The following is a 26,981-nucleotide window of genomic DNA, read 5'->3' on the forward strand; positions in this document are numbered from 1 at the left end:
AATCTGCTAAATATATGAAATGTAAAGAAAATGTCAGGCTCTGGCGTGAACGCCCGGGCGTCCAGGACCTCCCAAAGTGCAGTTGCGGAGTTTCCGTACGCCCCTTTTACTGAGACCATCGAGGGACCCGATGGCTACCTGCCCCGCCTGCCGAACCAAGTACGACGACGCGATCGAAGCGTGTGCGGCCGACGGGGAGCTCCTCGTCCCGGACTCGGTCTTCGCCCATGCCGAAATGGACATCGTCCCCGGGACCATGATCGGGGAGTACCGCGTCGAGGGGAAGCTCGGAGAAGGCGCGTTCGGCACGGTGTTCCGGGCCGTGCACCCGATGATCGGCAAGGCCGCGGCCATCAAGGTGCTCGGTCGGGCCCTCTCGTACGACCCGCAAATGGTGTCGCGCTTCGTGGCCGAGGCGCGCGCCGTGAACCAGATCCGCCACAAGAACATCATCGACGTGTTCGGCTTCGGCGCTCTCCCGGACGGCCGCCAGTACTACGCGATGGAGCTCCTCGAGGGCTCGACGTTCGACGCGTACCTGAAGCTCCGTGGGCGCTTGCCGATCGACGAGGCGGTCCCGGTCCTCCGCGGCATCGCGCGCGCCCTCGACGCCGCCCACGCGAAGGGCATTTTCCACCGCGACCTCAAGCCCGAGAACATCTTCCTCGTCGAGAACGAGGACGGCCCTCCAGAGCCGAAGCTCCTCGATTTCGGGATCGCGAAGCTTACGAAGAAGGGCTCCGCGAGCCACAAAACGAAGACCGGCGCGGCGATGGGCACGCCGTACTACATGTCGCCCGAGCAGTGTCGCGGGCACGAGGTCGACGCGCGAACCGACGTCTACGCCTTCGGTGTCATGGCGTTCCAGGTGCTCACGGGCACGCTCCCGTACGACAGCGACAACGCTCTCGAGCTCCTGCTCCTCCACCTGAACGAGCCCGTGCCGCTCGCGTCCGCGCGCCGCCCCGAGCTCGGGACGGCCTACGATCCGGTCTTCGCCCGCCTCATGGCCAAAGACAAGGCCCACAGGCCCGAGTCGGCCTCGCAAGCGCTCGAGGAGCTCGCGGCCGCCGGCGGTGTCGCCGTCGGGCGGTCGGGGGGAGGTCAAGTGAGGCTCCCGGCTGCCCCCGTCTCTTCCGAGGTCACGGCGCATGCGGCCACGTTGCCCCTCGTCGCCTCGCAGACGCTCGGGGCCTCCGCGGCCGACGTGCCGGGCGCGACGCGCCTCTCGACGCGTCTCTACGTGGGGGTCGGCGGCGTCGCGCTGCTCGTCGGTGCGTTCGCCGTCGTCGCCCTTCGAGGAGTGGGCGGGGCTGGCGCGGCGTCGTCGTCCCAAGGGGTCGTCGCGAGCGTCGCTCCTTCGATCCCCGTGTCGTCCCCGCAGCCACCCGCGCTTCCGTCACTCGAGCCCGTGAAGGCACCCGCGACCGTCTCGCTCACCCTCCTGGGCGCCGCGAAGGACGCGGTCGTCGAGGTCGATGGAAAGTCCGTCGGCACCGGGGAAGGGCCACACGCCGTCGCGCGCGGATCTGCGAGCGTGACCGTCACGGTGACCGCGCCCGGGCAGAAGCCATGGACGTCCACGTTCGTTCCTGCCGGCGACGGCTCGATCCCCGTGAAGACCGCGAAGGCCACCGTCGGGGGCACGAAACCCGCCGTCGTGGGGAACGGTGGGGCGAAGCCCGCGGGCGGACCCATCTCGAAGGACATCGCGGTCCCCGATTTTAAGTAGCTGAATTTATAGAACTTTTGCCTAGTGAGGGGACACGTGAGAGCACGCTACCGTTGGTCGACGGGGCTCGGCATCTTGGCCGCCCTCGGGACGTTGTCGGGCTGCGCGACGTTGGACGATATCGCGCCCAACCAGTGCGGCAACCAAGTCATCGAGGAGGGCGAGGACTGCGACCCGCCGGAGTCCGAGGCGACGACCACGACCTGCGCCCCGGTCGGCGCGCGCAATGCGTGCCGCTACCAATGCGAGAAGGAGGCCGACTGCCCGGCCGGTTGGGGATGCGACCTCAACCAAGGCACGTGCGTCAAGGGCACCGACCGCTTCGATCTGAAGCTCACCGACGAGAGCGGCTCCGTCCGCATGGTCTCCGGAGACTTCGACGGCGACGGTCGTAAGGACCTCGTGCTCACGCAGCCGAGCGGCCTCGATGGCAGCTCCAGCGGGGTCGGGCTCTTCTTCGAGGAGGGCATGACGCTCCGCGAAAAATACGCGATCCCGATCACGCTCGGCGCGCTCGACCCGGTGCCGTCGAAGCTCCTCTCGGACGCCATGCTCAAGAAGGATCCGAACGCCAACGTTCCCGCCGCCGAGTTCCCGCTGACGGACCTCGGGTTCGCGTCGAGCTTCGGCGTGGGCGTGCTCCGCGGCTCCCCGGACGCGCCGTTCGTGCCCGAGCTCTTTCCGTACCAGGTCCTCGAGGTCGGCGGCCAGAAGGCATCGCAGATCATCGTCGTACCCCAGCCGGCCGACAAGTGGGGCTCGTTCCGCGGACGCGTCTCGTACTTCGTCGCCTTCGGTGCCGCCGACGCCCCCGGGGGCGCGCGCGCCACCCAGATCCTGCCCTTCAACATCAACAAGGCGGCGCAAGGCGCCACCGCCTACACCGTCATCTCCGGAAACCCGCAGGACATCCGCTTCGCCAAGTCGCCGACGGGGGAGGCGACCTGCTTCCGCGCGGAGTCGTGCTCGCAGGTCCTCGTGTACAGCAAGTCGCAGCAGAGCACGGCGGTCGTGCTGCTCGAGGCTCCAGACATCGACTCGACGGCCCCGCCAGCGCCTCGCATCGCGCCTCGCATCGACGTGCCGGGTGGCGTCGACTCCGTCGCGATCGGAGACGTCGACGGGGACGGGATCCCCGACATCGTCATCGGCCCGCGCGGCACCGGGTGCCCGCTCCTCGTGAAGGGCTCGGCCATCCGGCAGAACCAGCTCGCTCCGAGCGCGGTGAGCGCGAACGAGTGCCAGCGTGGGCAGTCGTTCCTCGGGCTCGTCGACCTCAATGGGGACGACATCGCCGACTATGTGTATGGTGCATCCATCATCGCGTCTCAGAAGAACGGTCCGAACGTCGGCTTCGCCCCGGTCTACACACGTGGGACGACCCCGTGGACCCAGATCGAGACGGGAGACTTCGACGGGGACGGGCGCCTCGACGCCATCCTCGCGGTCCAGGGCCAATCGGGGATCGACATCCTTCGCGGGACCAAGGGCGAGGTGAGGCCGCTCACGATCCAGACGCCCGAGCCGGTCGATCTCATGACCGTAGGGTTTTTCGATGCCGACCGCGCCGTCGACATCGCCTACACGACCAAGGTCGGCCGCAAGAACAAGGAGGCGTCGGCCTACATCCGCTTCGGCGGGGGCGAGGACGTGACGGTGCCGATCGGCCGCAAGAACGTGTCTCAGATCGTGAACCTGCGGCGCCCCCTCGCCGAGCCCGTCCTCCCCGACGTGGACTTCCTCGGCCTGGTCCAGGACTCGGAGGTCACGGCCGGCGCAGGCGTCGACGCGTCGAAGGCCGTCCTCTTCACCACGTACGTCCCGCAAGGTCGGTCGCCGGTGTCGCTCCTCAAGCGGAGCCCCGGCGAAGGCATCGCGGGGCGCGCGGCGGCCTTCGGCTCGTTCGTCGAGCCGGGCCGTTTCGAGGCGATCCAGGCGGTCCTCCCGGGCGCTGGCAAGTGCGAGAAGCAGGGAGCCAACGTGCTCGACGATCTCCTCGAGCCGCCCCTCGGTGGGGCGACCTCGACCCTCAGCCGAGCCGAGCTCCCGTACGGGCCGCTCCTGCCCGTCGCGTTCGCCGCGAGCCACAAGGTTGACGCTCGGGACGAGGTCTTCTCGGCCGTCGTGCTGGAGGGGGGAACGCTCGCCATCAACCGGATCGACGTCTCGCCGCGCGGCGCGCAGCCGTACGCTCCTACGACAGTCTTCAAGACCCCGTACATGCCCGTCGCGGGGGTGTGCCCTCAGCCGAACCCGAAGGTCGACGCGCTCTATCCCCACGAGAAGCTCGCTCTCCTCGACGTCGACGACGACGGGGACCTCGACATCGTGTTCTCGGACGGCGGACGCCTCCCGCTCCAGGGGCAGCCCGAGGGCCAGCCTGGGCTCCTCGTCGTCCTCCGCAACGACGGCGGGACGTACGTGCCCATGCCCGGCCCGGGCGTCGTCGGGCGCTCGTTCACGCGCATCCGACTCGCCGGGAACAAGAGCGCGCTCGCCGTGCTCACGCCGACCGAGGTGGCCTTCTACCGGGCGGAGGCCGGCGCGCTCGTCAAGGTCGTCCTCGGCAAGGGCAACGACCCCGTGCTCGTGAAGAAGCGCCCGGACGCGCGGGCGATCGAGGCGGGCGACTTCGACGGAGACGGCGTCGAGGACCTCGCGATTCTCGCGGGCGGGGTGCTCGAGATCGTGGGCGGCAAGCAGGCTGCGGCCGGCGCGACGAAGGCCGGCGCGACCACGGAGGAAGGCGAATGATGGCGACCAAGACGATGCGGCAGGTCCTCGCCGTCGCGGCCGTGAGCCTCGCCGTCGGTGCGCCCAGCTCGGCCCTCGCCGACGCGACGACCGACCAGGCCAAGACGCAGTTCACGCTCGGCGCGCAGGCGTACACGGCGGGCAAGTACGACGTGGCCGTCGCGGCGTTCGAGGAGGCGTACAGGCTCCTCCCGAGGCCCGAGATCCTCTTCTCCCTGGCCCAGGCCGAGAAGAAGCAGTGCGTCGCGGCTAAAGACCCGAATTTACTCAAGAAAGCGCTCGCTCACTACCGCCAGTACTACGCGATGGATTTGCCCCAGAGCGCGAGGAAGGCCGAGGCGGTCGAGTCGATCCAAATGCTCGAGCAGCTCGCCATGCAGCCCGAGCTCGGCGGCGTCGCACCGACGGCCGCGGCCCAGAAGGCACCGACCAAGCTCGCCGTGTACGCTAGCGTGGACGGCGCGCACGTGTTCATCGACGGGCGCAACCAGGGAGACGTGCCGTTCGTCGGCTCGGTCGCGCCGGGGAAGCACTCCGTGGTCGTTCGGCTTGCGGGCTACACGGACGCCACGCGTGAGGTGGTGGTCACCGAGGGCTCGACCCAGACCATCCCGATGACCCTCGTCGAGCGAAAGGTCGGCGTGGCGTTCGACACGGCGAGCGGTGCCGACGTCTACGTCGACGGGCAGTTCGTCGGGCGGGCCCCGTTCGGCCCTGCGGGCGTCGAGCTCTTGCCGGGCCCTCACGTGGCCGTCGTCGTGAGGAACGGAAAGAAGCTCGCGACGCGCGAGATCACCGTCGAACGCAACAAGCCCATGGTCGTGCGTGTCCCCCTCGAGACGAGCGGCCAGCGCGTGGGCGCGTACGTGGTCGGCGGACTCGGGGTCGTCGCCCTCCTCGGCGCCGGCGCTTTCTACGTGAGCGCGTTCGCGGAGCAGAACCGCGCGAAGAACCTGCTCACGCAGCGAGATCAGGGCACGCTCGACGCCGACGGGCTCGAATCGTACGACCGCGCGGTGACGAACCGCGACGCGCTCCGAACCTCGGGGACCATCGCGGGCGCCGTCGGGGTCGTGGGCCTCGCCGCGGGGGTCGCGCTCTTCGTGCTCGACACGCCCGATCCGAAGAGCGTGCCCTTGCGGACCCCCGAGGCACCGAAGGCGAAGCCGGGGTCCGAGTTCGAGGTCTCGTTCGTTCCCGCGTTCGGACCGCTCAACGGCCTCGTGGCGCGCGGCACGTTCTGACAAGAGGGAGAGCTCTGCCGCCCGATTCGCCGCGCCACGCGAGGCGTTCGCGTCTCGGTTCGGCGACGCGAGACGCGAATTCCTCTTGCGGGCGGGCGTCGTCTTTGGGCACATCCCGTCCATGCTCTTCGAGAAGGTCCTCGTCGCGAACCGTGGTGAAATCGCACGCCGTGTCATCCGAACCTGCAAGCGCCTCGGCATCCCGACGGTCGCCGTGTACTCGGAGGCCGACGCCGAAGCCCCTCACGTCACCGACGCCGACGAGGCCGTCCTCCTAGGGCCTGCGCCGGCCAAGGATTCGTACCTCAACGTCGAGGCCCTGCTAGCTGCCGTCGAGCGTACCGGCGCCAAAGCCGTGCATCCCGGCTACGGATTTCTGAGCGAAAACAGCTCCTTCGCGCGTGCGCTCGCCGCCCGCGGTGTGACGTTCGTCGGCCCCACCCCCGAAGCCCTCGACGCGTTCGGGGACAAGATGAAGGCGCGCCATGTCGCGGTCTCCGCGGGGACGAGCCCCGTGCCGGGGACCGACGAGCCGCTCCCGATCGACACCCCCGAGGACCTCGCCGCGGCCAAGGCCATCGCCGCCAAGATCGGCTACCCGATCATCGCGAAGGCCGTGGGCGGCGGCGGCGGCATCGGCATGCAGATCGTGAAGGAGGAGGCGGGGCTCGAGCGCGCCCTCCGCGCGTGCTCCGACCGCGGCCGCGCGAGCTTCGCCGACGCGCGCGTGTACCTCGAGCGGTACGTCTCGTCGCCGCGCCACATCGAGGTCCAAGTCTTCTGCGACACGCACGGCAGCGCCTACGCTTTGGGCGAGCGCGAGTGCAGCCTCCAGCGTCGTCATCAGAAGATCGTCGAAGAGACCCCGTCGCCCGCGGCGTTCTTCGAAGGGGAGGACGGCGCACGCCGCCGCGCCGCGCTCTACGAGGCAGCGCTCCGCGTCGTGAAGAAGGTCGGGTACGTGGGCGCGGGTACGTGCGAGTTCATCGCGGACGGCGAGGGGAACCTCTTTTTCCTCGAGGTGAACGCACGCCTCCAGGTCGAGCACCCCGTGACCGAGATGGTGACGGGGCTCGATCTCGTCGAGTGGCAGCTCCGCGTCGCGGCCGGCGAGAAGCTCCCCGACTGGTCGAGCCTGCCCCGTGAAGGTCACGCGATCGAGGCGCGCATCTGCTGCGAAGATCCGGACAAGTCGTTCGTCCCCAAGCCCGGCCCCATCGACGAGCTCCGCTGGACGCCGGACGGAGAGGTCCTCTCACGCGAGCTTCGCGTCGAGTCGGGTGTACGCGCAGGCAACAAGGTCACGCCCTTCTACGATCCGATGATCGCCAAGCTCTGCGCCTGGGGCCCCACCCGGGCCGAGGCCATCGCTCGACTCGACGGCCTGCTCGCGGGCGCACACATCGCCCCGACAGTCACGAACATGCCCTTCATCCGCCGCGTCCTCGCGACGGACGAGCTCGCCTCGGGGGCCTACGACACGACGTTCGCCGAGGCGTTTGCAAAACGAAAAACATGAATGATTCCAGCGTTGTGACTGGTTTTTCTTGAGTCCGCCGCGGTTTCCGCGGATCCTAAACCGAAATATTTTGGGGAGGGACGCATGAGAATCGTCGGTGGTCGCGGTGTGGCGGTGGTGGCTGTCCTCGGTGCCGTGGCGAGGGGGCTCTCCGGCTGCAGCGACGACCCCGCCGTCTCCAGTGACGCGTCGGCGCCGGACTCGGCCACCCCCGACACCTCGGCGCCGGACTCGGCCACCCCCGACACCTCGACGCCGGACTCGGCCACCCCCGACACCTCGACGCCGGACTCGGCCACCCCCGACTCCGGCGGGGAGGGTGGGGCGACTTGTGGGGCGGCGGCGATGGGGCAAGCCGTGAGCATCTTCCCGTCGGGCGGGAGCCTCGCCGGGGGCACGCTGACCTACGAGGGGTGCTCGGGCACGTTCACGCTCGGCCCGACCCCCGCGTGGAACCTCATGGTCGCGGCTGTGCCGAGCTTCTTCCGCCTGCAGGTCCCGGGTTTTCGTACGAGCTACTCGGCCGAAATGAACCCGGTCGTGTTCTCCGTACCGGCGCCGATCCCGCTCCAGGCCGTTGGTTCGTCCCAGCTCGCCGGCTACGACGCCACCAAGGCACACGTCGTCGTGTCGATCGGGGCCGCGTCCGGTGCGTGCCAGAAATCGGGCAACACGGTCTCGCTGCCCGGTCACCCCGAGGCGGTCGTGACCTACGTGAACAGCGACGGCACCGACTCGGCGGCGACCTCTACGCAGCAGAACGGGCTCGTCTGGATCCGTGGAATCACCCCCGGCGCTCCCGTCAAGCCAGCGTTCGTTTCGGGTGTTGCGGGCTGCACCCCCAACCTTGCGTTCAGCACCGGGAACGTCAAGCTCGTGGCCGACAGCGTCTCGGTGTTGAACGTCGAGATGAAGCCCTGAACGGGGAGACGTCGGTTCGAGGCTAGAAGAAGCCGGCGAGGCGGAGGGCGAGCGCCGAGCACACCGTGCCCGCGACGCCCATGCCCACGAGACCTCCCAAGAAGATCCGCTTCATGCGCTCTTGCGACATCAAGATGCCGATGGCTCCGAGCACGAGGCCGAGCTGAAGAAACAGCGTCGCGAGGTCGAAGCGGTCCCCGGCTTTGCCGAGCTTCTCCAGCTTGACCTCGATGGGCTTCACCCCGACGACCTTGCCGAGCTCGCCGTCGATCTCCTGGCGCCAGTTCGCTTTTCCGACGGCCTCGGACCCGAGGAGGATCTCGTCTTTCTCCTTGTCGTAGCGGTCGATCTTCGCGTCGAGCGACTTCGACTGCCGCGTCATGGTCTCGGCCTTCTCGGGGGCCACGGCGCCGCCCTCGACGAGGGCCCGGAGGAGATCCCGTTGCCCTTCGACGAGCGTCGATTTGATGCCCTTCGACTGGTACCAGAGGTACGCCGAGGTGCGCTCGCTCGTGAGCTGGAGCTCGTCGTCCCCGTATTTTCCGCTCGCGAGCTCGTTCAGCGCGAGCACGGCCGCGAAGAGCGAGATGACGAGCCCGAAGATGGCCTCGTACTTCTTCTTCACGGGGTCGTCATCGGGCTCGACCGCTGTCTTTTCTTCGGGTGGCGTGGGGCTCTTCTCGGTGGGCTCGGGGGTGGTCATGGAGGGTCTCCGGTCGAGGCTCCGTCTTTTCGGTCGAACCGCGAAAGGGATCAAGCGGATCGCGCCTCGGTCTCGGGCTTCGCTCGACGCGCTCACCCCCGCGCGCGCGCCCTGGTAGCCTCGAGGCCGTGACCGACCTCCCGCGCGCGAGCGACGCCCACCGAAAGCTCCCGTTCGCGTTGCTCGTGGCGCTCTTCGTCGTGTGCGCGGCCACGGCCTTTGCCCCGCCCGCGGGCAGGCAAAACTGGGCGCTCGAGGTCGTCCCGGGCCTCCTGCTCGTCGCGTGGATGGTCGTGACCTACCGGCGCTTGCCGCTCTCGTGGCTCGTGTACGCCGGTACGTTCGTCCACGTGCTCGTGCTCGTCTATGGCGGCTACTACTCCTACGCCAAGACGCCCCTCGGCGACCTCGTGAAGGAGCACTTTCACCTCGCTCGCAACCACTACGATCGGCTCGGGCACCTCGCCCTCGGGTTCTTTCCGGCGCTGCTCACGCGCGAGATCCTGCTTCGCCGTACCCCCCTCGTGCGCGGCGGGTGGCTCGCGTTCCTCACGCTGTCGGTGGTCTTCGCGTTCGGGGCGTTCTGGGAGCTGCTCGAGTGGTGGACGACGCTGCTCGTCGCCGGGGATCTCGGCCAGGCCTTCCTCGGCAGCCAGGGAGACGTCTGGGACGCGCAGTGGGACATGTTCCTCGTCGGGGTAGGGGCCGCGGTCTCGCTCGCCACGCTGTCGCGCCTGCACGATCGGTCGATGTCCAGGGTCCCGCTCAAGGGCGCGTAACTCCTAGATATTCACGATGCGTGTCGCGATGGATCCTTTGGGCGGCTCGTGCGTCGAGGGGAGGCCGCGAAACACCTCGTTGCGTGACACGCCGACCCTTGGTCTCCTCGTGTCGCACCCTTCTCCCGGAGCCTGCATGATGAAGCCTCACCGCGCCGCGCTCACCGCGCTCGTCGCGCTCTCGTTGTCGACCGTCGCTGGAACCCTGTCGACGAACGCCGGCGCGTTCTGCGGCTTCTACGTGAGCGGCGCGGACGCGAAGCTCTTCAACAACGCCACCCAGGTCGCGCTCATGCGCGAAGGCACGCGCACCGTGCTCTCGATGCAGAACAACTACGAGGGGCCCGCCGAGTCCTTCGCGATGGTCGTGCCCGTCCCGGTCATCCTTCAGAAGGAGAACGTGAAGACGCTGCCTCGCGCCATCTTCGACAAGCTCGACAAGCTCGCCGCCCCGAGGCTCGTCGAGTACTGGGAGCGTGATCCGTGCGAGCAGGATCGCTACCGCGAGGAGAAGGCCATGGCGGCGCCCGGAGCCCCGCGCCCGGCGTCGGCGGCGCGGGGGGGAGGCGGCGGAGACCTCGGCGTGACGGTCGAGGCTCAGTTCACGGTGGGCGAATACGAGATCGTGATCTTGTCCGCCAAGGACGCCGGCGGGCTCGACACGTGGCTCCGCCAAGAGAAGTACAAGATCCCGGACGGCGCCGAGCCGTACTTTCGGCCCTATATTCAGCAGGGCAGCAAGTTCTTCGTCGCCAAGGTCGACCCGTCCAAGGTGACGTTCGAGAAGGGCATGGCGAACCTCTCGCCGCTTCGTTTCCACTACGACTCGGACAAGTTCACGCTCCCGGTGAGGCTCGGCCTCATGAACGCGAACGGTCCGCAGGATCTCATCGTGCACGTGCTCGCGAAGCAGCAGCGGTACGACGTCGCCAACTACCCGAACGTGACCATCCCGACGAACCTCGACGTGGCCGAGAACGCGAAGAGCTCGTTCGGCTCGTTCTACACGGCGCTCTTCGACAAGACCCTCGCCAAGAACCCGAAGGCGGTCGTGACCGAGTACGCGTGGGATGCGTCGACCTGTGACCCTTGCCCGACGCCGGCGCTCTCGTACGCCGATCTCGCGACGCTCGGCGCCGACGCGCTCCCGTCGGCCGATCCCGTGCTTCCATCCCCGACGCCGCCCACGCCCCCGCTCCCGAAGGCGGCGAAGCCGTCCGGGCCGGCACCTTCGCCGGGGCCGAGGCCACAGCTCCGCGGGCCACGCTTTTTCCCGAGCGGATTCGTCGTGACACGCCTGCATGCCCGCTACACCCGCGACTCGCTCGGGGACGATCTCGTCTTCCGCGCGGCGCCGCCCATCGTGGGAGGAAGGGAGTTCATGCAGGCGGGGGGCAAGCTCGAGGAGCGCTCGAGGCCGAGCGAGTCCATGAACAACTTCCAGGCGAGGTACGCCATTCGCCACCCGTGGACCGGCCCCATCGCGTGCGAGCACCCGATCCGTGGCCGATGGGGTGGCCCGCCGTCGGGCCTCGCGGTCGGCGACACCCGGCCGAAAGCCGCGCAAAATCTCGCGTTTTCGCCGCGCAACGCCGACCTCGGCTCGTTCCTTCGCACCGACGCTCCCGAGCTCGAGGTCAAGGCAGCGGGAGCGCTCGTGTCGGGCGTCGGCCCGCTCGGTTCGAGCGCGCCCGGACCGACCCCGGTCGTCGGTGTCGACGCGGGGGGCAGCTCCGGGGCCGACGCCGGCTCGCCTCCCGCGGAGCTCCTGCCCGAAAAACGCGGGTGCGGTGGCTGTGCGGTCGGCTCGAACGAGGGGGCGTCGGCGGCGCTCGTCGTGCCCGCGCTCGTGTGGGCCGTGCGGCGGAGGCGCGCTCGTCGGGTCACGAAATGAGACCGGGACGGGGAGCCTCGTGGTCGCTCGCGTGGGCGCTCCTGCTCGGTGCGTGCGCGGAGCCCGGACCCCTCGACAGGTCCGGCCCACGAGGGGCGCCCGAGCCTCCCCAAGCGGCCCCGCGGCTCCCCGAGGGAGAGGGCGACGGGACGCCCTTTTTTCCCGCGCGCGTCCGCGCCCCACGGGGCACAGGCTCCCTCCTGGCCGACGTGGACGGGTGCGCGGAGTGCCACACCGACGCGTTCGCCCAGTGGCGGTCGAGCGCTCACGCGTTCGCGTCGTTCGACGATCCTGTCTACCGCGTCGCCGTCGAGCGCCTGCGGGCCCAAAAGGGCAATCGCCCGAGCCGCATGTGCGCGGGATGTCATGACGTCGCGCTCCTCGTCGACGACGCGATGGACGTCGCCGTTCGACCCGAGGATCCCCGCGCGCACGCCGGGGTCTCGTGCCGTGTATGCCACGGGATCTCGGGCACGCGCGCCGACGGCAACGGGAGCTTCGACCTCGACACGAGCCCGGTGCCCATCCCACGGGACGGAGATCCCGCGACCCTCGCCGCCCACAAAAAGGCCGTCGCGCGGCCGATCCTGCGCGAGAGCGACCTGTGCGTCTCCTGCCATCGCTCGTTCCTCGACGGGTCGACGGGCAACGCCCACCACATCGTCGGGCAGGACGACGCGACCCCCTGGAGACGCTCGGTGTTCGCCGGCAGCGAGGGCGAGCGCATCGACGAGCGCATCGACGAGGCCGACTGCCGCGCGTGCCACATGCCGCGCGAGGCCGCCCCCGGCGGCGACCCAGGCGCGAAACACGGGACGCTCGCGTCCCACGCGTTCCTCGGGGGCCACACGTGGCTCGCCGCGAACGAACCCAAGCTCGCCGCTCGCGCCCAGAAGTTCTTGCAAGAGTCGGTATTTGTTGAAGTTTCTCAGGTCGATGGCGCGGGCGGAGGAACGCAGCTCGTCTCGAACGATCCCATCGTGATCCGCGGCGGCGAGCACCTCGTCGTCGACGTGGTGGTCAAGAACGAGCGCGTCGGCCACAAGTTCCCCGGCGGGGTCGCCGATGCCCAGGACACGTGGCTCGAGGTCCGCGTGAAGGACGCCTCGGGCAAGCTCGTCGCCTCTGCCGGAGACGAGCACGCCCGCACCTCTCGGGATCCGACGGCCCACCGCTTCCTCTCGTTCGTCGTCGGCGCCGACGGGGAAGAGCGACGGCTCCGTCAGACCGCCGAGTTCGTCACCGCGGCGTACCAGTCCACGATTCCCCCGCGTGACGCCTCCGTGGTTCGGTACGCGTTCGACGTGCCCGAGGGGGTGGAGCTCCCGCTCGAGATCGAGGCGACGTTGATGCATCGTACACGCAACCTCGATCTCGCGCGCGCGGCCTGCGACGACTCACGGACGGACCGAGGTCGGGCGTTCGCGCGGGAGACGCCGAAGAAGCGCGGGAGGGCGTTCGACCCGTGCGAGCCCATGCCGGTCACACCGCTCTCGACCTCGCGCGCTCGTCTCGGCCTCGGCCCCGCGCTCGTCTCGACCCGCCCCGCGTTCGAACGGGTCTTCGCGCTCGCGCAAGGCTTGTCGCACGCGCTGGGGGAGCATCTCGACCGGGCGAGGGAGCCCATCGCGGAGGCCCTCCGCGTCGCGCGGACCGAGCGCGAGCGTGCCATGGCCTTCGGGCTGCTCGCCGCCCTCGAGGCCAAGCAGGGGCGGACCTTCGCGACGTTCGTCGCCGCGAGGAACGCCGAGGACGCCCTCGGGGCCGCGCACCCGGCGACCGCCCGCGCGCGGGCAGGGGCGCTGCTCGCCGAGTGGAAGTGGGAGGCCGCCGCGGCGGAGCTCGAGGGCGCTGCCACCCGAGCGCCGACCGACGACGCCCTGCTGGCCGAGCTCGCGATCGCGTGGGGAGGGGTAGGCGAGTACGACCGGGCGCTTTCGGCGACGGCGCGTGGCCTCCTCCTTCAGCCCCGCGACGCCGACCTCCTCCGCGTGCAGGCGCTCGCCCTCCGCGCCCTCCGCGGCGAGCCTTCGCTCCTCGCACGTGCCGACGACGCGTTCCTCGCGTGCCGTGTGCCCGACCTCGCCGCTTCGACACGGGCGGCCTGCTCGGCCCGTGTCGCCGGATGCGCCCACGGTCGCGTGCCGGTGCACACGATCGTGATGCGGGCGCTACCTAAGTAAGTTCTCGTATTTGCTAGTTATTTTGCCGGAGTGAGGACGGTGCCCGTGGTCGCGAACGCCACGACGTTGTCGGCCGCGAGCATGGCCATCGCTCGCCGGGTGTCTTCGTCCGCGCTCCCGATGTGCGGGAGGAGGACCACGTTCTCGAGAGAGAGGAGCCCCTCGTGCACCCGAGGCTCGTGCTCGTAGACGTCGAGGCCCGCGGCGAAGAGGTGGCCATCACGGAGCGCCGACACGAGCGCGTCCTCGTCCACGACGGCGCCGCGCGACGTGTTCACGAGGATGCTCCCGGGGCGCATCGACCGAAGCTCCCGCTCGCCCACGAGGTGCCGCGTCGACGGGCGAAGGGGGACGTGAAGGGAGACGACGTCGCTCGCGCCGAGCAGATCGCGGAAAGGGACCCGCGGGACGTCGTCGTCGGGAGCCGCGTCGCCGTGGGCGCCCGCCACGACGTGCATCCCGAACCCGCGCGCGCGAGTCGCCACGGCGCGGCCGATACGACCGTAGCCGACGATCCCGAGGGTCTTGCCGCGAAGGCTCTTCCCGAGCATGAACGAGGGGCTCCACGCCGGAAAACCTCGTGCACGAAGGTAACGCTCGGCCTCTCCCATCCGTCGTGACGCGGCGACGACGAGCCCCATGGCGAGGTCGGCGGTGGCGTCGGTGAGCACGTCGGGCGTGTGCGCGACACGAGCTCCGTGCCGAGCGCACGCCGCGAGGTCGATGTGATCGACGCCGACCGACACGGTAGAGACGAGGCGGAGGGCCGAGAACCGCGCGAGCAGCTCCTCGTCCACGTTCGTCGTGAGCAGCGTGACGAGCGCCTCGAAGCGCTCGGGTGAGACGGTCTCCTTCGCCGGTCCCGTCGCGATCGTCACGTCGCACGCTTCGCGTAGGCGCGCGAGCGCGTCCGCGTGGAGAGGCCCGCACACGAGCACGGGGAGCTTCTTCGCCACGCGCTGGTCAGTCGGCATCGAACGGGACGACGCTCACCCGCGCGAGGTCGGGGATCGCCTTCTCGAGGTCGTCGCGGATCTCTTTCGCCGTCCCCACGACCACGATCCCGAGATCTTTCGTGTGGATACGGCGCGCGAGCGCGGCGTTGACCGCTTCCTGGGAGGTCGCGAGCACCTTCGGGACGTACCCCGTGTGGTAGTCGGCCGGGAGGCCCAAGAGGTGCGTGTCGAGCGCCTGGTGCATGCGCTTCTGGGGCGTGTCGATCTCGAAGGCGTGGGAGCGAACGAGGTAGCGCTTCACGAACGCGACCTCCTTCGCCGACACGCCTCCCGTGACGAGCTTCTCGAGGAGCCCGAGCTCGAGCGCCAGGCACTTGCCGGCGTCGGTGGCGGCCGGGAAGGTCCACATCGTGAACGCGTGCCGCGCGCGCTCGACGTTGAGCCGCGCGCTCGCGCCGTACGACCAACCGCGCTTCGAGCGGACCTCCCGCATGAGCCGCGAGGTGAACGTGCCCCCGAAGACCGCGGTCCCGACCATGAGCGGGACGTGGTCCTCGTCGTGGGCCGAGGTCCCGAGGGCGCCGACGAGGATCTGGGTCTGGGTGCGCTCGGGTTTGTCGACGATGACGAGGCTCCGACCGCGCGGGCCCTCCGGATCACGGAGGTCGGCGAAGCTCGGCAACGTGGGGGCGGAGGGGAGGCGCTCGAGCCACCCGGCGGCGATCGTGCGCGCGGTCGCGACGTCGATGTCCCCCGCGAACCCGAACGACACGTTCTCCCGGAGCGCGTTCGCGCGGTAGGTCTCGCGCACGTCGTCCGCGGTGATGGCGGAGAGGGTGCGAGCGTGGCTCCTTCGGCCGTACGAGTGCCCATCGAACATCGCGGAACGAAAGGCATTTTGGGCGAGGGTGCGATCGTTGTCCCTCGCCTCGACGAGCTCCGCGAGGGCCTTCTTTCGGAGGCGCTCGAGCTCGTCGGGGGCGAACGCGGGCTCGGCGAGCACGTCTCCCACGAGCTTCACGAAGGGCTCGAGGTTCCGCCGGATGACCTGGCCGTGCAGGGTCATGTTCGCGTGGCTGACCTCCACGGTGAGCTCGGCGCCGAGGCGGTCGATGGCGGCCTCGAGCGCCTTCGCGTCGAGCGTCTTCGTCCCGCGCCGGAGCATCCTTCCGACGAAGCGAAAGAGCCCTTCCTTTCCGACGGGATCGAAGTAGCTCCCGGTCTCGAACGCGACGGCGAACGCCACGAGCGGTAGACCGTGGGACTCTTCGACGACGACGGGCCTCCCCGAGGGGAGGTGCTCGACATGGGACGTGGCGCGCGTCACGACGCCGCCTCGTTGCTCTCGTCGCTCTCGTCGGCGCGCTCGGGCTCGCCGCTCGGGACGACGTGGACGATCGTGCGCGCTCCGCCCGTGAGGAAGCGGCGCGCCGCCGTGCGGACCTGACCACGGGTCACGCGGCGGTAGGCCCCGAGCCGCGCGAAAGCTCCCCCGGGCTCTCCGAGCACCGTGTCGTAGAAGCCGATTTGTTCGGCCTTGCCCGCGGCCGTGTCGAGGGTCTGGAGGAGCCCGAGCTCGAGGCGCGCCTTGGCTCGTTCGAGCTCGTCGGTCGACACGAGCTCCGTGCGGACCTTCTCGACCTCGTCGTCGAACGCGGCAAGGAGCGCGGCCTTCCCGTGGGGTGGGCGCGCCGTCAGGAAGATCTCGTAGAGCCCCGGGTCGCGGAACGTCGAGACCCAACCGCGGAGATCGCTCGCGATCTCGTCGCGCACGACGAGCCGGTCGTAAATCCGGGACGCGCGACCCCCGAAGAGGATCTCGTTCAGCACGGTGAGGACGGCGTGGTCGGCGTCGCCGAGGGCGGGCCCGCGGTAGCCGATGAGCAGCTTTTCGCTCCCGGTCGGCCGCGCGAGCGAGACCTCACGAATGCCCACGTGAGGTGGCTCGGGGTGGGTGTCCTCCTCGGGGATGTCGCCGCGGATGATCGGGCCGTACGCCTTGCCGACCTTGGTGAGCACGTCGCGCACGGTCACGTCGCCGACGATGACGAGCGTGGCGTTGTTGGGCGCGTAGTACGTGTCGTAGAAGTCTTCGCAGTCCCCTGGCGTGAAGCCCTTGATGTCGTCCATCCAGCCGATGGTCGGCGCGTGGTAGGGGTGCTTCTCGAAGGCCGTCTTGTAGAGGAGCTCGCTCGCGGCGCCCTCGAGGTTGTCCTCGACCGAGTAGCGCCGTTCGTTGGCGACCACCTCGATCTCGCTCTCGACCTGCGGCGCCCGCAACACGAGCCGCGCCATACGCTCGCTCTCGAGCGTCACCGCAAGGCCGAGGCGGTCCTTCGGGAGCGACTCGTAGTAGTACGTCCAGTCGAGCCACGTCGCGGCGTTCGTCTCCGCGCCGGCCTCCTCGAGCTTCCGGTCGAACGTGCCCGCCGGGAGGTTCTCGGTCTCGTTGAACATGAGGTGCTCGAAGAGATGCGAGAGGCCCGTCTTGCCCGGGCGCTCGTTTCGCGAGCCCACACGAAACCACGTGAAGTAGCTCACGGTCGGCGCCTGACGATCGACGAGCAAGAGCAGGCGGAGGCCGTTGTCGAGCTCGAACGTATGGACCGCGTCGTCCCCGAAGGGGACGTCGCCGAGGTAGGTCCATGTGTGTTTCGGATGGGCGAGATGAGCGGCGTCGAGGGCCGCGCGGAGGCGCTTTTCCATCATGGTCGGAGGGGAGGGACCCTACCACTCAAGTGGCCCGAGCACCCCCTTCTCGGGTGGAAGAACGCGCGGGGCCGACCTTACCACTCGCGCATGTCGAGCACCTCGAACGACCCGTCCTGCCACGTCCAGACGTGGGGACCGCAGAGCGCGAGGAGGCCCGCGCCTTCTTCGCCCATGTCACGCCCGAACGACACGCGGTCCTCGCTCCCGACCCGCACGAGCCGAACGGGCTCGTGGGCGCCTGCCACGGTGTGGAAGACGGGCTCTCCGCCCGAGACGGAGATGACGCCGCCGTCGCTCGCGAGGAGCACACCGCCGTCGAACGCGCGCACGGAGTGGGTCGCGCGTTGGGTCCCGCGCTCGGTGAGGAAGGCCGGGTGGCGGTAGTCCCACACGACGGGCCTCGGGGCCACGCCGCGCTCTTGGCGCCAGACCGAGCCGTTGCGATCGAGCACGTACGACACACCCCGGAAGAGGTCCATGTCGGCGAGGATGCCCTCGATGACCTGGTCCTCTCGGATGTCTTGCCAATCGGCGCCGTCGAAGCTCGCGACCGCGCCCATGCGGTCTCCGCAGACGAGCATGCTGAGGCCACGCTTGTGCGTGTGGAGCGCGATCACGGACTCGCTCAGATCGAGGCCCGCGTCCGGCTCGAAGGGCACGAAGCCGTTTCCGTCGAACTCGAGCAAGGCGCCCGCGCCCCACACGAGCACCCGATCGCCTCCCGCGCCGCCACCACCGATGCCGTACCAGAATGTGCGCCCCGGAGTTCCACGGACGAGCGGGTAGCTCTTCGCGCGGCCTCCCGTGAAGCGCACGGCGTGGGTCGCGGTGAGGCCCCACATCGCGCCGTCGCGCGCGACGTAGAGGTCGGAGAGGGACTCGTCGAGCCCACGGGCGCTCGCGACGACCCCCTCGACGATGTGCAGGATGACGCTCGGTGAGCGGCCGGTCGACGACGGTGCGCGGCCGAGGAGGTAGAAGTCGGTCGTGGACTCGCCGCTCGCCGCGCGGAATGTGTACTGCTGCGCGGGCAGCGCCGTGAGCTCCGTGACTCCCCGGAGGACGAGCGGCGGCTCGCGCGGCGCCGCGCGCAAATCACGTGCGTTATCGCGAACTTGGGCCGGAGAGGGCGCCTCGGCGTAGAAGTTCTCGTTCCGGAAGGAGCGAAGCCAGCGGAAGAGATCCTCGGCCTCGAAGGCGAGGGGGCCCGTCCGAAAGTGCCCGACCACCGAGAAGTCGTCGACGTTGAGCACTAGCTCGGTCTTGCCCGTGCTGTCGAAGAGGCGGTCGGCGTCGCCGCGTACGGCGCGCGTCCGCTCCGGCCCGAGCAGCTCTTCGATGGCGTCGATGTCGCTCGTCTCCAAACGGCCGATGAGCGGCGAGTCGAAGCGGAAGCCGAGGTCGTCGAGCAGGCTCTTCAACCGCGTGGGGAGGCTCGCTGCCGACGCCATGGACTCTTCGCGCGCGTCGGCCACTTCGTCGAGCCAGTGGCCGAACGAGTAGGACAGAGGTCTCGCGACGCCCCCCTCGATCTCGACCACCTGAAGCTCGCCGTCGCGGGTCGGGGGAGGCACGCTGCCGAAACGGCGCACGCGGATCCCGCGGTCGAAGGCGAGGATGGCGTCGTCGGTGCGCGCGAAGGGAAAATAGCGGGTCTCTCCGTCGTCCCCGAAGCGCGAGACGAGCGCGCGCTGGGCCTCGGCGATGCCGGCCGCGTCGAGCACGAGCTCGGGCTCTCCGAACGCCTGCGCGACCTCCATGGCCGCCACGTAGCTCGGTGGCAGGCTGCTCCCGAAGAGCCGCTCTCGGGCCGCGAGCTCGTCACGACCGAGGGGCCCTTGGAGCTTCGACGTGCGCCCGGACTGCTCGAGCACCGCCCGGATCCGCTCGATCGCTGCGGTCGCGAGCTTGGTGGGCGCGATCGCCGTGCGTGCCTTGGGCCTCCGGGAGGTCAGCTTTTTCTTCGGTGCGAGGGTCTTGCGCATGGCGGTGGGCCCGAAAAATCGGACGTTTGGTCATCCTACCGAAGAACCCGCGGAGACCTCCAGAAACCTCGGGCGTTTCCGGGGATCTCCGCCGAGCGGCCGCCCCCAGGGCCGATTTCCTCGCCGATTCGTGCGCCCTCGGGCGAACGTGACGCGTTCGTCAGGCGTCGACCTTGAGGATCGCGAGGAAGGCCTTCTGCGGGATCTCGACGCTGCCCACCTGCTTCATGCGCTTCTTGCCCTCTTTCTGCTTCTCGAGGAGCTTGCGCTTTCGGCTGATGTCGCCGCCGTAGCACTTGGCGGTCACGTCTTTGCGGAGGGCTCGCACCGTCTCGCGGGCGATGATCTTGCCGCCGATCGCGGCCTGGATCGCCACCTCGTACTGCTGTTGGGGAACGAACTCCTTCAGTTTTTCGGCGAGGGCGCGCCCGCGGGTGTGCGCGCGATCGCGGTGCACGATGATGGAGAGCGCGTCGAGCGGCTCGCCGTTGACGAGCATGTCGACCTTGACGAGGTTGCCCGCGCGGTAGTCGATGATCTCGTAGTCCATCGAGGCGTACCCGCGCGACACGCTCTTCAGCTTGTCGTGGAAGTCGAAGAGGACCTCGCCGAAGGGAAGCTCGTACGTGATGATGAAGCGGTCACCCGAGGCCGCCATGCCCGTCTGCGATCCGCGTTTGTCTTGGCAGAGGGCGAGCACGGCGCCCACGTACTCCTGCGGGACGTGGATGCTCATCTTCACGAACGGCTCCTCGATCCGCTCGATGTACTGCGGCTGCGGGAGCTTGGCCGGGTTGTCGACCCGCACGGCCTCGCCGTTGTCCTTGTAAACCATGTAGACGACCGACGGCGCCGTCGTGATGAGGTCGAGGTTGAACTCGCGCTCGAGCCGCTCCTGGATGATCTCCATGTGCAAGAGCCCGAGGAACCCGCACCGGTACCCGAACCCGAGCGCCTCGGACGAGTCGGGCTCGAACGAGAACGCCGCGTCGTTCATATGGAGCTTCTCGAGGGCGTCCCGGAGGCTCGGGTAGTCGGCCGAATCCGTGGGGAAAATGCCCGCGAAGACCATGGGCTTCACGTCTTTGAAGCCGGGGAGCGCGTCGGTCGCGCGTCGGCTCTCGAGGGCGTGGGTGATGGTGTCGCCGACCTTCGCGTCGTGCACGCTCTTGATGTTGGCCGCGACGAACCCGACCTCGCCGGTCCCGATCTCGTCGAGGGCCACCGCGAACGGCTGGAAGCTCCCGAGCTCGGTGACCTCGTACTCGGACTTGTTCGACATGAACCGGATTTTGTCGCCCTTTTTGAGCGATCCGTCGACGACGCGGATCATGACCATCGCGCCGCGGTAGGTGTCGTACCAGGTGTCGAAGATGAGCGCGCGGAGCTTGCCGTCCGGGTTGCCCTTGGGGGGCGGCATCTTCTTCACGATCTGCTCGAGGATGTCGGGCACACCCACGCCGGTCTTGCCGCTGCACGGCACGGCGTCGCTGCAGTCGAGCCCGATGACGTTCTCGATCTGCTCCTTCGTGCCGTCGACGTCCGAGGAGGGGAGGTCGACCTTGTTCAGGACGGGCACGATCTCGAGGCCCTGGTCGATCGCGAGGTACACGTTCGCGAGGGTCTGCGCCTCGACGCCCTGCGTGGAGTCGACGACGAGGATCGCGCCCTCGCAGGCCGAGAGGCTCCGCGACACCTCGTAGTTGAAGTCGACGTGGCCGGGGGTGTCGATGAGGTTGAGCTGGTAGATCTCGCCGTCTTTCGCCTTGTACTTGAGGCGGACGTTCTGGGCCTTGATCGTGATCCCGCGCTCACGCTCGATGTCCATCTTGTCGAGGAACTGATCGCGCTGCTCGCGCTGCGTCACGGCGCCGGTCACATCGAGGATGCGGTCGGCGAGCGTGCTCTTGCCGTGGTCGATGTGCGCGATGATCGAGAAGTTGCGGATCTTGGGCTGCGGGATGGACATGAGCGGGGGGCGTTATAGCGAAAGTGCCCGCTCCGCGCCGGAAACGTTTGCCCCGTCCACGTCCGAGCCCACCCGCGACTCCGGCACCGGGGGCGGGCGTCGACCTCCACCGGGCGCGGTCGCTCAGCGCGGCTTCTGTCGGTCCTCGCCCGCGCTGCTCACGTCCGTTCGGCTCTCGCGCTCGGCCCTCGCGGCGTCACGCCGAGACGGGGCAGGGGCGGGGACGGCGGGGGCCTGCGGCAGGAGCTCTTGGGCCGGGTCGACGAGCGGGAGCTGGCCGGGGAGCATGTGCGCGTAGTGCCGCAGGACGAGGTCGATGCCCTCGCGAATGTAGACGGCCACGGGCACCTTCGTACGCTCGTGCAGGAGCTTGAGCTTGTCGCTCTGCTCCGGCGTCACGTAGATGGTCGTGCTGATCTTCTTTCGCATGGTGGGCCGCCGAGGCGCGAAACCGGTTTTGGTGCGAGGTGTTGCGAGAGGCTCTCTCGAAAGCGCGTCGCGTATGACCGTACACTACGTGAGCATACGTGACGGTCAAGGGGGTTCTTTCGCCAAACCACATGAGACATCGCGTGCCTAGTGCATGAAATGAATGGTCATTTTTAGGTCTTCATGGTTCGTCGAGGCATGGGGTTCCGGTGCAGCCGTCGGGGGAAGCTTGCTCGGCGGGCCAAAACCTTCGTAGAGTGCCATCGGCCGCGCTGTGGCGCCGAGCGCGGCCGCTCGCGAGGGGCACGGGCCTCTCGTGGGGTCCAGCACCCGGGGACCCTTGGGGCCATACGAGATGCGAGGAAGAGCGTGAACGAGACGAGCCCCACGAGGGCATGGAAGACGGTGGGAGGGCTTGCGCTCGCTTTGGGCGCGCAGGTCGTGGTCGCGGTCTCTCTGATCGCTTGCGAGGGGTCCGTCGGGGGTGCAGGGGGCGCGAAAGACGCCGCCAAGCTCCGGAACACGGCCATCGAGCACGAGCCGTGCGACGCGAAAGGCAAACGCGCCGAGGCGCTCGACGCCAACGCCGACGGCAAGCCCGAGGTGCTCCGCATCTACGACGGCAACCGCGAGGCGTGCCGCGTGTCGGACTTGAACGGCGACGGCAAGCCGAACATGTACGAGTACTTCGCCGCGGACGGGGCGACGATCCGCCGCCGCGAGTTCGACTACGACGACAACGGCGTCATCAACGCCATCGAGACCTACGAAGGGGGCCGCCTCTCGCACCGCGAGATGGACACCACCAACCAGGGACGCCTCGATACGTGGGACACCTTCGACCTCGCCACCGGCAAGATCGCCAAGCGCGAGCGCGACTCGTCCCTCGACGGCCGTGTCGACCAGTGGTGGGTCTGGTCCGGAGACACGGTCCAAGTCGCGGTCGATCGCGACGGCGACGGCAACCCCGATCCCGAGTCGAGCATCACCCTCGGGCCGAACGGTCAGCCCGTGGTCGACGGCGGCGCCCCCAAGGCCGCGCCCGTCGCGTCGAGCGCGGCGGCCCCGAGCGCGAGCGCACCTCCCGCGCCGCCTCCCGCACCGACGTCACCCTCTCCAGAGACCACGGACGCAGGCACCGGACCGGCCAAACGCGGAGGAGCGAAGCGATGAAGTTCGTGGCAGTCACGGCGGCGCTCGGCGTCGCGCTCGCGGCGGCGGTCGGTTGCGGCGGCTCGGACGGCACTCAAGCGGCGGTCGCCAAGGGCGGCTCGGTCGACCAGAGCAAGTGGCCGGCGGACGACCGATCCATGTGCAACTTTCGCAACAACCCCGAGCTCGAGGTGAGCGAGACGGCCGGTCCTGGCGCGCTCCGCCCGAACGTCCGCCGCGTCTACAAGGTGTTCGGCGGCGCGGGCGAGGCCCGTCGCAAGACGCTCGTCTGCCGCGAGGTCGACACCAACCTCGACGGCCTCAAGGACGTGGTCCGCACGTTCAACGCCAAGGGCGAGGCCGTGCACGAGGAGAGCGACCGCAACTACGACGGGCGCATCGACATCTGGATAAACTTCGTCGAGGGGCGCCTCGCCCAAGAGGACATCGACACGAACCTCGACGGCAAGCCCGACGTCTGGAAGTTCTACGTCGACGGGCAGCTCAACCGCATCCGGCGCGACCGCAACTTCGACGGCAAGCCCGACGTCTGGGAGATGTACCGCGGCGGAAAGCTCGAGCGCGTCGGCGTCGACGAGACCTACGACGGTCACGTCGATCGCTGGGACCGTGACGAGCAGATGAAGGCCGAGCAAGAGGCCGCCGAGAAGCGCGCCCTCGCCGCGATGGAAGCCGCGAAGGACGCGGGAGCCCCACCTCCGGCAGCGGACGCGGGCAAGTAGCCCCAAAGGCGCCTCTCGGCGCGACGAACGAGCCTCTCGGGCATGTCCCGAGGGGCTCGCTTCGTGTCAGGTCCTCGCCCGGGCGCGCGCCCAGGCCGCGGCGAGCGCGGACAAGGCGAGAACGAGCGGCGCTGCGCCGAAGGATGGGGCGCGCCCTTCGGTCGTGCAGCCTCCCGTGCCCTCGGGAGACGGGAGCTCGGCGGCCTCGGGACCCGCGGGGTCGAGCTGTACGAAAATGTGGGAGGTGACCGTGCGCGGCTTGTCGTCGACGAGCACCTCGGCCCGCACACGCACCCTCTTTCCGGCCTCGGCGACGGCCACCGTGGCGAGCTCGAACGGGTCGGTGGTGATCTCGCTCTCGGGGCCGGGGACGCCGTTCGTCACGAAGCGCGCCTTGTGGCCGATGCCTCCCGTCACGCGCGCCCGAACGCGGGCGCTCTTCACCGCGACCTCGTCTCCCGGGAGCTCGCCGCGTTCTCCCGAGAGCTCGATCATCGGGTCCTCGGGCCCTTGCAGCTTCACGACCGTGCGGCCGCGCTTCACCCCCTCGACGATGGCCGCCGCCGAGAGCTCGTCGGCGAGCACGAGGGTCGTCGGGCTCCCGATGGGGCTCGCGAAGGCGCCCTTCGCTTGGCCGGCTTGATGGTCGTCGCTCCCTCCGATCGGGGCAGCCCGCGACCCGCGATCGAGGAGCGTGTCCCAGGCGCGGAGCGTCACGTCGAGGAAGAGCCGCGCGCCCTCTTTTTGGCCGCCGGTACCGATCTCGTAGGCCCCGATCTTCTCGGGCGCGACCTCGTGCTTCCAGGCGCACCCGATGCACAAATCGCCGAGGTCGAGGAGCGGGTGGTTCACGCCGAACACGGCGCCCTGCGCGCGCACGGCGTCCACCGTGCCTTCGATGGTCGCGCCTCCCGGGGCGAGCTTGTGCTCGACGAACCTCTGCGCGCCGATGGCGTTGCCGTGCCCTTGGTAGGTCGTGACCTCGATGCCCGGCACGAACAGGAAGCCCGGGTTCCGCGCGCGCGCGGCCGAGACGAGCTCGAGCTGGGTGACCGTGTTGTGGTCGGACAGCTCCACGAACGCGAGCCCGCGGGAGCGCGCGAACCTCGCGATCTCGTCGAGGTCGGGGCGCGCGTCGGTGCTCTCCTTGGAGTGCACGTGAAAATCGCCCGCGTAGTAGCGCGCGCCCACGGCGAGCGCCGGCCCGGGCTCGTAGGGCCTCCTGTCGGGGTCCGGGGGGAGGGTGGCCTTGTCCAAAAAAGTGATGACGATCCGATACTTGGCCGGGGAAGAGACCACCTTCGCTTTGCCGACCACGACCCGCATCCCGCCCCGGTCGAGCGGCCCGGGGACGTACGCGCGGCTCGCCGCCTGGGCGTTCACCACGATGGGCTCCTCGGTGCCACCTCCCCAGCCGCGGTACCCGTTCGCGTCCTCGAGCCCGAAGTCGAGGATGTTGGTCGGCGAGAGGTCGTCGTGCTCGACGCGAATCTCGGCGGTGCCCGGCGGCACGTCGAACGGCACGAAGAAGTGATCGGGGCCGCCCGAGGGCACGTCTCCCTCGAAGGTGCGCGTGGAGTCGGCGCGTGCGACGCCGTGGGCGAGCACGAGGGCGAGCGCGAACGAGACCGTGCGGCAGAGCGAGCGCATCCCACGAGCGTAGGGCATTTCGTCGCTTTTTCGGTCGAGCCTCTCCCGTCGTCGGCACTTCCGGGCTAGAGCGAGCGCGATGGCTCAAGAACGGCTCCAAAAAATCCTGGCTCGCGGCGGCTTCTCCTCTCGTCGCGCCGCCGAGGCGATCATCACGGCCGGGCGTGTGCGCGTGAACGGCAAGGTGGTGACCGAGCTCGGGGCGAAGGCCGACCCTCGCTCCGACAAGGTGGAGCTCGACGGAAAGCGCGTCGTCGCCGAAGAGGCCGTCTACGTCATCGTCCACAAGCCGCGCGGCGTCGTCGCGACGCTCTCGGACCCCGAAGGGCGACCCACCGTGAAGGAGATGCTCTCCGGCTTCGGAGTCCGCCTCTTCCCGGTCGGGAGGCTCGATTTCGCGACGAGCGGCGCCCTGCTCGCCACGAACGACGGAGCGTTCTCCGAGGGGCTCCTCCATCCGAAGCGCGCGGTGCCGAAGACCTACGTGGTCAAGGTCGCTGGGGTCATGGCGAAGGAGCACCTCGACGTGTGGCGCAACGGCGTCACCCTCGACGACGGCCCCACGCTCCCCGCCGAGGCCACGTTCCTTCGCCACGAGGGCGACAAAACTTGGTTCACGCTCACTATCAAAGAGGGCAGAAACCAGCAGATCCGGCGCATGGGCGAGGCCACGGGCTTCACGGTGATGCGCCTGTCGCGAACGTCCTTCGCGGGCATCTCGACCGACGGCATGAAGCCCGGAGCCGCGCGGCTGCTCACGCGCGAGGAGCTGCTCGACCTGAAGAAGGCGTTCGGCGTGCCGCGCAAGCTCCCGTCGGTCGAGGGCGTGGCGCGTGCGGCGGCGGCGTTCATCACGAAGCGCCGGCCCGCTCGCCTTCGGGTCGACGATCATGGTCACGCGAAGCCTGGATTTCGGGGCGAGCCACGCACGCCGCGGGAAGGTCACGCGACGGGCGACGAGCCGGCGCGCTTCGGTGCGGCGGGTCCATCCGAGGAGCGTCGGGAGCGTCGCCCGCGCCCGCAAGGCGAGGGTTTCCAGGGAAAACCGCGGGCTCCGCGCTCGCGTGACGAGGGGCAAGAGCGTCGCCCGCGCCCGCAAGGCGAGGGCTTCCAGGGAAAACCGCGGGCTCCGCGCTCGCGTGACGAGGGGCAAGAGCGTCGCCCGCGCCCGCAAGGCGAGGGTTTCCAGGGAAAACCGCGGGCTCCGCGCTCCCGTGACGAGGGGCAAGAGCGCCGCCCGCGCCCGCAAGGCGAGGGCTTCCAGGGAAAACCGCGGGCTCCGCGCTCGCGTGACGAGGGGCAAGAGCGTCGCCCGCGCCCGCAAGGCGAGGGTTTCCAGGGAAAACCGCGGGCTCCGCGCTCGCGTGACGAGGGGCAAGAGCGTCGCCCGCGCCCGCAAGGCGAGGGCTTCCAGGGAAAACCGCGGGCTCCGCGCTCGCGTGACGAGGGGCAAGAGCGTCGCCCGCGCCCGCAAGGCGAGGGTTTCCAGGGAAAACCGCGGGCTCCGCGCTCCCGTGACGAGGGGCAAGAGCGCCGCCCGCGCCCGCAAGGCGAGGGTTTCCAGGGAAAACCGCGGGCTCCGCGCTCGCGTGACGAAGGCGCGAGCCCTGGGCGACGTGGTGCACCGAAGGGCCGCTCTTCGCGCTGACCCGGACC

General features: G+C 69.5%; 19 protein-coding genes. 11 read left to right on the plus strand and 8 right to left on the minus strand.

What is annotated here, in order from left to right:
• Nucleotides 1-130 precede the first annotated feature (130 nt).
• The 5 genes from IPK71_21575 (at nt 131) to IPK71_21595 (ending at nt 8,170) form a co-directional block, all read left to right on the plus strand.
• Nucleotides 131-1,732 (plus strand): protein kinase, encoded by a 1,602-nt coding sequence (locus IPK71_21575; GenBank protein MBK8216330.1) that lies wholly within the window; start codon nt 131-133, stop codon nt 1,730-1,732.
• A gap of 36 nt (nt 1,733-1,768) precedes the next feature.
• Nucleotides 1,769-4,486, plus strand: a complete 2,718-nt coding sequence (locus IPK71_21580; protein MBK8216331.1) for a VCBS repeat-containing protein — start codon at nt 1,769-1,771, stop codon at nt 4,484-4,486.
• Nucleotides 4,483-5,730 (plus strand): PEGA domain-containing protein, encoded by a 1,248-nt coding sequence (locus IPK71_21585; protein MBK8216332.1) that lies wholly within the window; start codon nt 4,483-4,485, stop codon nt 5,728-5,730. The genes IPK71_21580 and IPK71_21585 overlap by 4 nt, the downstream gene beginning before the upstream one ends.
• A gap of 121 nt (nt 5,731-5,851) precedes the next feature.
• Nucleotides 5,852-7,249, plus strand: a complete 1,398-nt coding sequence (locus tag IPK71_21590) for an ATP-grasp domain-containing protein (protein MBK8216333.1) — start codon at nt 5,852-5,854, stop codon at nt 7,247-7,249.
• Nucleotides 7,250-7,333: 84 nt separating this feature from the next.
• Nucleotides 7,334-8,170, plus strand: coding sequence for a hypothetical protein (locus IPK71_21595; protein ID MBK8216334.1), 837 nt, complete (start codon nt 7,334-7,336; stop codon nt 8,168-8,170).
• A 22-nt stretch (nt 8,171-8,192) separates the two neighbouring features.
• Here the strand turns inward: IPK71_21595 and IPK71_21600 are convergent, their stop codons facing one another.
• On the minus strand, nt 8,193-8,873 hold the full coding sequence (locus IPK71_21600) for a DUF4337 domain-containing protein (GenBank protein ID MBK8216335.1): 681 nt from the start codon (nt 8,871-8,873) through the stop codon (nt 8,193-8,195).
• Between the two features lie 179 nt (nt 8,874-9,052).
• Here IPK71_21600 and IPK71_21605 point away from each other — a divergent pair, with 179 nt between their 5' ends.
• The 3 genes from IPK71_21605 to IPK71_21615 all read left to right on the plus strand — a co-directional run bounded on the left by IPK71_21605 (nt 9,053) and on the right by IPK71_21615 (nt 13,729).
• Nucleotides 9,053-9,652, plus strand: coding sequence for a DUF2238 domain-containing protein (locus IPK71_21605; GenBank protein ID MBK8216336.1), 600 nt, complete (start codon nt 9,053-9,055; stop codon nt 9,650-9,652).
• Between the two features lie 136 nt (nt 9,653-9,788).
• Nucleotides 9,789-11,546 (plus strand): DUF2330 domain-containing protein, encoded by a 1,758-nt coding sequence (locus tag IPK71_21610; GenBank protein MBK8216337.1) that lies wholly within the window; start codon nt 9,789-9,791, stop codon nt 11,544-11,546.
• On the plus strand, nt 11,543-13,729 hold the full coding sequence (locus IPK71_21615; protein MBK8216338.1) for a hypothetical protein: 2,187 nt from the start codon (nt 11,543-11,545) through the stop codon (nt 13,727-13,729). The genes IPK71_21610 and IPK71_21615 overlap by 4 nt, the downstream gene beginning before the upstream one ends.
• 17 nt (nt 13,730-13,746) lie before the next feature.
• Here the strand turns inward: IPK71_21615 and IPK71_21620 are convergent, their stop codons facing one another.
• From IPK71_21620 to IPK71_21645, 6 genes are all read right to left on the minus strand, one after another.
• Nucleotides 13,747-14,703: a D-glycerate dehydrogenase gene (locus tag IPK71_21620; GenBank protein MBK8216339.1), complete on the minus strand. Its 957-nt coding sequence runs from the start codon at nt 14,701-14,703 to the stop codon at nt 13,747-13,749.
• Nucleotides 14,693-16,012, minus strand: a complete 1,320-nt coding sequence (locus IPK71_21625) for an insulinase family protein (protein ID MBK8216340.1) — start codon at nt 16,010-16,012, stop codon at nt 14,693-14,695. Before IPK71_21625 ends, IPK71_21620 begins: the two co-directional genes overlap by 11 nt.
• Entirely contained in the window at nt 16,009-17,394 is a 1,386-nt protein-coding gene (locus IPK71_21630) for an insulinase family protein (GenBank protein MBK8216341.1), read from the minus strand. The genes IPK71_21625 and IPK71_21630 overlap by 4 nt, the downstream gene beginning before the upstream one ends.
• Nucleotides 17,395-17,471: 77 nt before the next feature.
• On the minus strand, nt 17,472-19,382 hold the full coding sequence (locus IPK71_21635) for a hypothetical protein (protein MBK8216342.1): 1,911 nt from the start codon (nt 19,380-19,382) through the stop codon (nt 17,472-17,474).
• A gap of 160 nt (nt 19,383-19,542) precedes the next feature.
• A complete protein-coding gene (gene lepA / locus IPK71_21640) occupies nt 19,543-21,351 on the minus strand; it encodes an elongation factor 4 (protein ID MBK8216343.1) in 1,809 nt (602 codons plus the stop codon).
• Between the two features lie 123 nt (nt 21,352-21,474).
• A complete protein-coding gene (locus IPK71_21645) occupies nt 21,475-21,780 on the minus strand; it encodes a ribbon-helix-helix domain-containing protein (GenBank protein ID MBK8216344.1) in 306 nt (101 codons plus the stop codon).
• 369 nt (nt 21,781-22,149) lie between these two features.
• On the opposite strand from IPK71_21645, the gene IPK71_21650 reads away from it, so the two are divergent.
• The gene (locus tag IPK71_21650; GenBank protein MBK8216345.1) at nt 22,150-22,953 is read left to right on the plus strand and encodes a hypothetical protein; all 804 of its coding nucleotides are present in this window, start codon (nt 22,150-22,152) and stop codon (nt 22,951-22,953) included.
• On the plus strand, nt 22,950-23,675 hold the full coding sequence (locus tag IPK71_21655; protein ID MBK8216346.1) for a hypothetical protein: 726 nt from the start codon (nt 22,950-22,952) through the stop codon (nt 23,673-23,675). The genes IPK71_21650 and IPK71_21655 overlap by 4 nt, the downstream gene beginning before the upstream one ends.
• Before the next feature lie 66 nt (nt 23,676-23,741).
• On the opposite strand, the gene IPK71_21660 is transcribed toward IPK71_21655, so the two are convergent.
• On the minus strand, nt 23,742-25,325 hold the full coding sequence (locus IPK71_21660) for a PHP domain-containing protein (GenBank protein ID MBK8216347.1): 1,584 nt from the start codon (nt 25,323-25,325) through the stop codon (nt 23,742-23,744).
• A 79-nt stretch (nt 25,326-25,404) separates the two neighbouring features.
• Between IPK71_21660 and IPK71_21665 the strand changes: the two genes are divergently transcribed.
• Nucleotides 25,405-26,973, plus strand: coding sequence for a pseudouridine synthase (locus IPK71_21665; protein ID MBK8216348.1), 1,569 nt, complete (start codon nt 25,405-25,407; stop codon nt 26,971-26,973).
• The last annotated feature ends 8 nt before the right edge of the window (nt 26,974-26,981 follow it).

It is taken from the genome of Myxococcales bacterium (assembly GCA_016712525.1).
Taxonomy (GTDB): Bacteria; Myxococcota_A; Polyangia; order Polyangiales; family Polyangiaceae; genus JAAFHV01.